At 43.2% G+C, this 5,657-nt stretch carries 9 protein-coding genes; 5 read left to right on the top strand and 4 right to left on the bottom strand.

What is annotated here, in order from left to right; all coding sequences use genetic code 11:
- The first annotated feature begins 556 nt into the window (after positions 1 to 556).
- The gene (locus tag LC574_RS23595) at positions 557 to 1,081 is read left to right on the top strand and encodes a calcium-binding protein (RefSeq protein WP_229456000.1); all 525 of its coding nucleotides are present in this window, start codon (positions 557 to 559) and stop codon (positions 1,079 to 1,081) included.
- A gap of 584 nt (positions 1,082 to 1,665) precedes the next feature.
- On the opposite strand, the gene LC574_RS23590 is transcribed toward LC574_RS23595, so the two are convergent.
- The 3 genes from LC574_RS23590 to LC574_RS23580 form a co-directional block, all read right to left on the bottom strand.
- A complete protein-coding gene (locus LC574_RS23590; RefSeq protein WP_118167715.1) occupies positions 1,666 to 1,896 on the bottom strand; it encodes a type II toxin-antitoxin system HicB family antitoxin in 231 nt (76 codons plus the stop codon).
- A gap of 3 nt (positions 1,897 to 1,899) precedes the next feature.
- Positions 1,900 to 2,127, bottom strand: coding sequence for a type II toxin-antitoxin system HicA family toxin (locus LC574_RS23585; protein ID WP_229455999.1), 228 nt, complete (start codon positions 2,125 to 2,127; stop codon positions 1,900 to 1,902).
- A gap of 272 nt (positions 2,128 to 2,399) precedes the next feature.
- Positions 2,400 to 3,260, bottom strand: a complete 861-nt coding sequence (locus LC574_RS23580; protein ID WP_229455998.1) for an S-adenosyl-l-methionine hydroxide adenosyltransferase family protein — start codon at positions 3,258 to 3,260, stop codon at positions 2,400 to 2,402.
- 111 nt (positions 3,261 to 3,371) lie between these two features.
- Between LC574_RS23580 and LC574_RS23575 the strand changes: the two genes are divergently transcribed.
- Positions 3,372 to 3,527 carry a hypothetical protein gene (locus tag LC574_RS23575; RefSeq protein ID WP_181984880.1) on the top strand — a complete coding sequence of 52 codons (156 nt, stop codon included), beginning with the start codon at positions 3,372 to 3,374 and terminating at the stop codon, positions 3,525 to 3,527.
- 417 nt (positions 3,528 to 3,944) lie between these two features.
- Positions 3,945 to 4,349, top strand: a complete 405-nt coding sequence (locus LC574_RS23570; protein WP_229455997.1) for a hypothetical protein — start codon at positions 3,945 to 3,947, stop codon at positions 4,347 to 4,349.
- Positions 4,350 to 4,606: 257 nt separating this feature from the next.
- Here LC574_RS23570 and LC574_RS23565 read toward each other — a convergent pair whose 3' ends face one another.
- Positions 4,607 to 4,807: a DUF433 domain-containing protein gene (locus tag LC574_RS23565; RefSeq protein ID WP_229455996.1), complete on the bottom strand. Its 201-nt coding sequence runs from the start codon at positions 4,805 to 4,807 to the stop codon at positions 4,607 to 4,609.
- Positions 4,808 to 4,818: 11 nt separating this feature from the next.
- Between LC574_RS23565 and LC574_RS23560 the strand changes: the two genes are divergently transcribed.
- Positions 4,819 to 5,232 carry a papain fold toxin domain-containing protein gene (locus LC574_RS23560; protein WP_229455995.1) on the top strand — a complete coding sequence of 138 codons (414 nt, stop codon included), beginning with the start codon at positions 4,819 to 4,821 and terminating at the stop codon, positions 5,230 to 5,232.
- Positions 5,233 to 5,245: 13 nt separating this feature from the next.
- Positions 5,246 to 5,611, top strand: coding sequence for a hypothetical protein (locus tag LC574_RS23555; protein ID WP_229455994.1), 366 nt, complete (start codon positions 5,246 to 5,248; stop codon positions 5,609 to 5,611).
- The last annotated feature ends 46 nt before the right edge of the window (positions 5,612 to 5,657 follow it).

Here is a 5,657-nt window from a genome sequence, read left to right as displayed (position 1 = left end):
TTAACCTGGGTTTTCTGCAACTCAAGCTGAAGCGATCGCCCAGCGTCGTCTGATAAAATCATTTCGCAACAGCAGTGATATTATGTTCGCATAATTAGTTATGATTCCCACAGTCATTGCACCCCACCCCGCCAAAGCTATGCTTTGTCTCCCCTAAGAGCAGGCGGGTAGGGCGATCGCGTTTCAAGATGTATTCTTTTGCCGTTAACCTGACTTGCTACCCGGATTTCTCAGTAAGAAATTGAGCAAGTCAAAATTAGGACTTACGCACGCTCTACGAATTCTTGGCGTTCTTGGCGTCTTGGCGGTTCGATAAATTAAGCCTTTCGGCGATTTTTGCGTAAGTCCTGAAAATGTAAAGTCTTGTAAAAATAATTCACTTTTGCATAAAACTCGCCTGATTAAACCAGAGATAAAAATAGAGGGAAAGTAAACTTCTGGAGAGCTAAACAACCTCTCAAGCATTCAAGCTTGATTTCAAACAGCACTAACAGCAACTTGAGAATTGAATTGACTGCAAAAGTAGTGAAAAAATTGATTGAGTCAGGTAAAAGTTATGGCAAATATCATTGGAACCAACCTTAATGATAGCTTGAGTGTTGCGGGTTCATCAGGGGATAACCTGCTCGATGGTGGTGATGGCAATGATGATCTCTCAACCGGTGACTACTTTTATAACCCCGACCCCGTCAGCCTTATATTATATACCTCTTCAGGCAATAACACCCTCAACGGTGGCACTGGGAATGACACCCTAATTGGAGGATCTGGTACTGATACCTTTGTTTTCAATAGTTTCAATGAAGGCATTGATAGTCTTTATGACTTCAACGCCACCAATGAACTTATTCAAGTATCGGCTGCTGGTTTTGATTGCAGATTATCAATCGGTTCACTTAAGGCAAGTCAGTTTACCATTGGAACATCTGCAACCACTTCCACTCAACGATTTATCTATGACTTCACCACAGGTGCGCTGTACTTTGACCGAGATGGTAGCGGAGGTAGTTTTACTCAAATACAATTTGCACAACTATTTGGTGGAGTTTCACTAACCGAAAACAATTTTGTAGTTGTTTAATTACAACAGAATTTAGAATTGAGAAGTAATATCGTATCTGGTTAAAGACTTACAGCACTTTGCAAGTAACTGAGCTACAAAATGCAGAAATTACAGCTATTTTCAGGTAAATAGACCACGCGGTAGGGGTAAAGCGCATTGCTCATTGGTGTCAACTTAAGCTAAAAATCGCTTATCTGTTGGCTTCCACGCCCGCCTCGAACTAAAGTTCAAGGCTAATAGCTAAAGTCTACTAAAGTAGACTAAAGATTTTTGGCTATATTTAGTCATCTTCAGATGACTTTTGCTATGAGCAAGGAACTTCAGTTCCTTGCGGGACAAGGGTTTTACCTTAAGTTGACACGTATGAGCTGGCTCGTGCCCCTACAACAGATGTGGTTCAAATACATGAAAACTGCTGTAAAATCAGTAGACTGAAAAGTTCTGCGTTAGCGTTCCGCATGTCATTGCGAATGCAACGAAGTGGAATGAAGCAATTCGCTTGCGGTTTGGGATTGTGCGCTTTGCTCGCTTTTGACTAAGTATTAAGTCGAACATGATATCATTCCTATGTCTAATGACAGATTGTATAATTTGACAATTGACTAAGCAACCTGTAATGGTCGTGTAGGAAGCATCCTGGGTTCTGGTAGTGGCTTCCCTTCTTCTTGAAGCATCTCAACAAACGCCTCAATCACTTCTTGCCCATTTTTAGCGGCTTCTTCGTAGGTTTTGCCATGTGTATGAAACTCCTGCCAGGGGAACTCAGGCAAATGCACTAGGAAGAGTTGATCGTCCTCTGACCATTGAATCACCATGCTGTAGTGATAGCTCATCTATTATTCACCTTCGTCGTTTTCAAAGTCTTCCAAGCTTTTGAGTACCCGTTGAATGTTCTTCTCCAAATATAACGGAGCATCATCTCCGTCCTTCCCTGGAATGGTGAGAGGTTGTTCAGGTAGCAACGGATGTTTCCAATAGGTATGACTTCCTTTTCCTCGACCTGGCTGAAGAATATATCCAGCTTTCGCTACCATTGCCTTCAGTTCTCTAATTTTCTTGGGCATTGGTTTTCACGGTTTACCAGTTCAAGCTTACTATAAGTTCAGCGATCGCCTGATCTTCTAGGTTGGTTATTATCCAAAAAATTGAGAATGCGGCGACATATTCCATCACCTTTTGGGACTTTAGGCAAAAGTGCGACGCCGATAGCGTAGCGGTAGCGAGTCCGCGAGCGTCATAGCCCATCGGAGATATCGCTTTTGATGTTTCTTTTGATGTGGCACTCACGAGGTGCGGTATTTACAGCGCTTTTCAAGTAATTGAACTACACCACTCCCTACTCCCCACTCCCCACTCCCCGTCTCATCTGTGGTCTAAATACATGAAAACTGCTGTAAGTTAGCACAACTTGAAGCGAATCTTGCCAATCTAACTGCAACTTTGAGTGAGCATTGCCGCTATTAATGGCAATTTCTACCCAGCCGTGACTGCCAACTAAAGCTATTATCTCTCCCACGTTGACATCACTGTAAGTTTCACAGCCTGGTATACTCAACCCCGCAGCTTGCACACACCAACTTTTGCCTTGTACGTAACTCCCTGCAATGTTGCTCACTAAGTTGCCAAAGTGGTCAATATATTGAATGCAACCCACTACACCAGTGGTTGTTTGCTTGCACTCGCCTATATCCAGTTTTACCAAACTTGCTGGATCAATTTCTTGTCCTAGCTGTTTGAGGGAGACACCACTAGCAAGATTAGCTCCCACTGGTGCAAAGATATCTCTACCGTGAAAAGTCTTGCTTGGTTGGGGAGTTCGCCAATAGTTAAAATTTGTAAGTTCGACGGCTGCGATCGCCGGACTTTGACTAACTACCCCACTAAAAATACCATTATCTGGGCCTACCAGAAACCCTTGAGCAAATTCTACTGCGATCGCTCGTCGCTTGCTTCCCACACCCGGATCTACTACTGCCACATGCACTGTGCCAACGGGGAAATAGGGATAAGCATTCATCAGGGAAAATCTGGCTGCGGCTATGTTTTGCGGCGGAATTTGGTGCGTTAAGTCTACCACCGTCAGTCTGGGGTTGATTTGGGCTATGACACCCTTCATTATGCCTACATAAACATCGCGATCGCCGAAATCGCTTAGTAAAGTCACAAGTGGCTGTTGACCTATATGCTTCTTAGACATGTTTTTGCTAAAATATACATAAAGTCGTAAAATTCTGTAGCAACTGTTACAAAATATGTGTTATGTTAAGAATACAAGATATAAAAGGAAAAATTAAAGAGGGTAATTACTATGAATCAAAGTAGACTACAAAGTGCCAGAAAAGCACAAGAAGCTCACAGAGAGAATATTCAAAAAAGCCTAGAGCATCGCTTGCAAGTAGCCAGAGCAAAGGGTGACGAACAACTGATTCGTCAACTGGAAGCTGAGATGAGGTATTCGGGCTAAATCAAGTTTTCAATGTTCTTAGTTTGTTGTGTAACCCGCTACGGCGGGTTTTTTTTGTATTTAGGGGGTTTTCTGGTAATTAGGACTTATGCATTGACAAGAAATACCATATATGAAGAAGTTTAAAAACCACATCTTTCGTAAGGGCACAGCATGGTCTATTGACGATCGCAGGATAATTAAGAAAAGCCTGAAAACTTCCGGGAGCATCGTTAATGCACATCACGATGAATTTGTACAGTGCGTAAGTCCTAGGTACAAGAGTAATCCAATTGCGTAGGCGCAGCCCGTCGTAGACATCGCTCTCCAAACAAAGCCAAATCAGTAATTTTGGTTGGTGATGTATGCGATCACAGTAATTAAACTCACGTTATATTAAAGGCGGAAGCTGCTACAGGCTACGCAAAACACAAAAACGTGAAGGCGGAAGCTGCTACAGGCTGCGCGAAACACTCAAACGTGAAGGCGGAAGCTGCTACAGGCTGCGCGAAACACTCAAACGTGAAGGCGGAAGTTGCTACAGGGAAGGCGGAAGCTGCTACAGACTGCGCGAAACACGGAAACGTGAAGGCGGAAGTTGCTGCAAGGAAGGCGGAAGCTGCTACAGACTGCGCGAAACACGGAAACGTGAAGGCGGAAGTTGCTGCAAGGAAGGCGGAAGCTGCTACAGGCTGCGCGAAACACGGAAACGTGAAGGCGGAAGTTGCTGCAAGGAAGGCGGAAGCTGCTACAGGCTGCGCGAAAGTTGCTATAGGGAAGATAAACAGAGAAATTTTTTGGTATACGAAGGATTTTAGCCCCTTGCTTTCTCTGGTTTGTTGAGGGTTTGGATTTAAGCGATCGCCTTGAAAGTTTCCCGAAAGTGCGATCGTAGTAGCAGTAATTGATTTCTGGCTGCAAAGCTAATTGCTCTTAGTACCAATGCCATCGCACCCTCTGCGATCGCTCAGATTGGGATTTGATTGTAAATAAACTAGCTAAGGTAAACTCAAGCGATTGGCAAAAAAGAAATACTGACACTTGCATCATTACAAAGATCCGAAATCCGAACCCAGCCAGATCGCTGTATAAACCGATTTTCACTTATCCTTTGCTAATTCGAGAGCAGCGATCGCTTGCTCACGGCTGACGCTGGGAAAGTGATTTAAAAACTCATCCAGTGAGTCACCTGCTTCTAGATAATCGAGCAAGGTTTTTATCGGCACACGAGTACCAACAAAAACAGGGGTTCCCCCCAATATATCGGGGTCGCTATGAACAACACGCGATGTGGATGTCATATAGTTAGCATATGTTCGACAGACTGTCTTCTGATCCTAACTCTCGTCGTCTCGGAAATCTCACTATATATTCCATTGTCTCTTTGCAGAGTGCGATCGCTGTAGAATTCCAGATTTTTGAATGTGTTCCCTGTGCGATCGCCTTGCGCCAATTCCTAATTGATCAAAACATTTCTGGTAAACAGATTAGCCTGTTCACAGGTAGCACAGAAGACCCCTTCTGCAACATCTACCATGAACGCCTCCGACAAAACATTTCCATTAATGGGCGACATGAAGCGATCGCCGTTGAAATTGATGGAAAAGAACTCATCTTTGACAACATAGATCCTGAAGGAATTTCCAGAGTAGACTGGATCAATAACCTATACTGCCCTGCCCAAGATTTAGGCGGCAATTTCCAAATCACCGAAACCAAATTTTAAGTTAGAGGGACAAATGGTTGATTTGTATGACCTAATCCACAATATACAGAAACGTCCTGCCATGTATTTGGGACGAGCTTCTATATCCAACCTCCGCACTTTTTTAGCAGGTTACTGCTTTGCCCGTCGCCAGATAGGAATTCCTCAAACATCACAAGAACAGCAATTTTCAGAATTTCAAACTTGGATTCAGCAGAAATTTAATTTAACTTCCAATCAGACTTGGGATCAAATCATTCTATTTTTCTCCCAAGATGAACGCACTGCACTAGAGCAGTTTTTCAAATTTTTTGACGAATTTACTCAAACTGAACGTTCTAGTGAACTTCAACCGAATACAACGAATAATTTAATAGTGGTTTCAATGACTCAAGAGTGAAAAACACAAGGTTTTTTCGCGCCGACTTACTTGTGATATTAACAAG

Origin of the sequence: Nostoc sp. CHAB 5715, assembly GCF_020829685.1 — a bacterium.
In the GTDB taxonomy this organism is placed as follows: Bacteria; Cyanobacteriota; Cyanobacteriia; order Cyanobacteriales; family Nostocaceae; genus Nostoc.
Note: the sequence above shows the minus strand (reverse complement) of the source record. Positions and strands in the feature narration are given on the sequence as shown.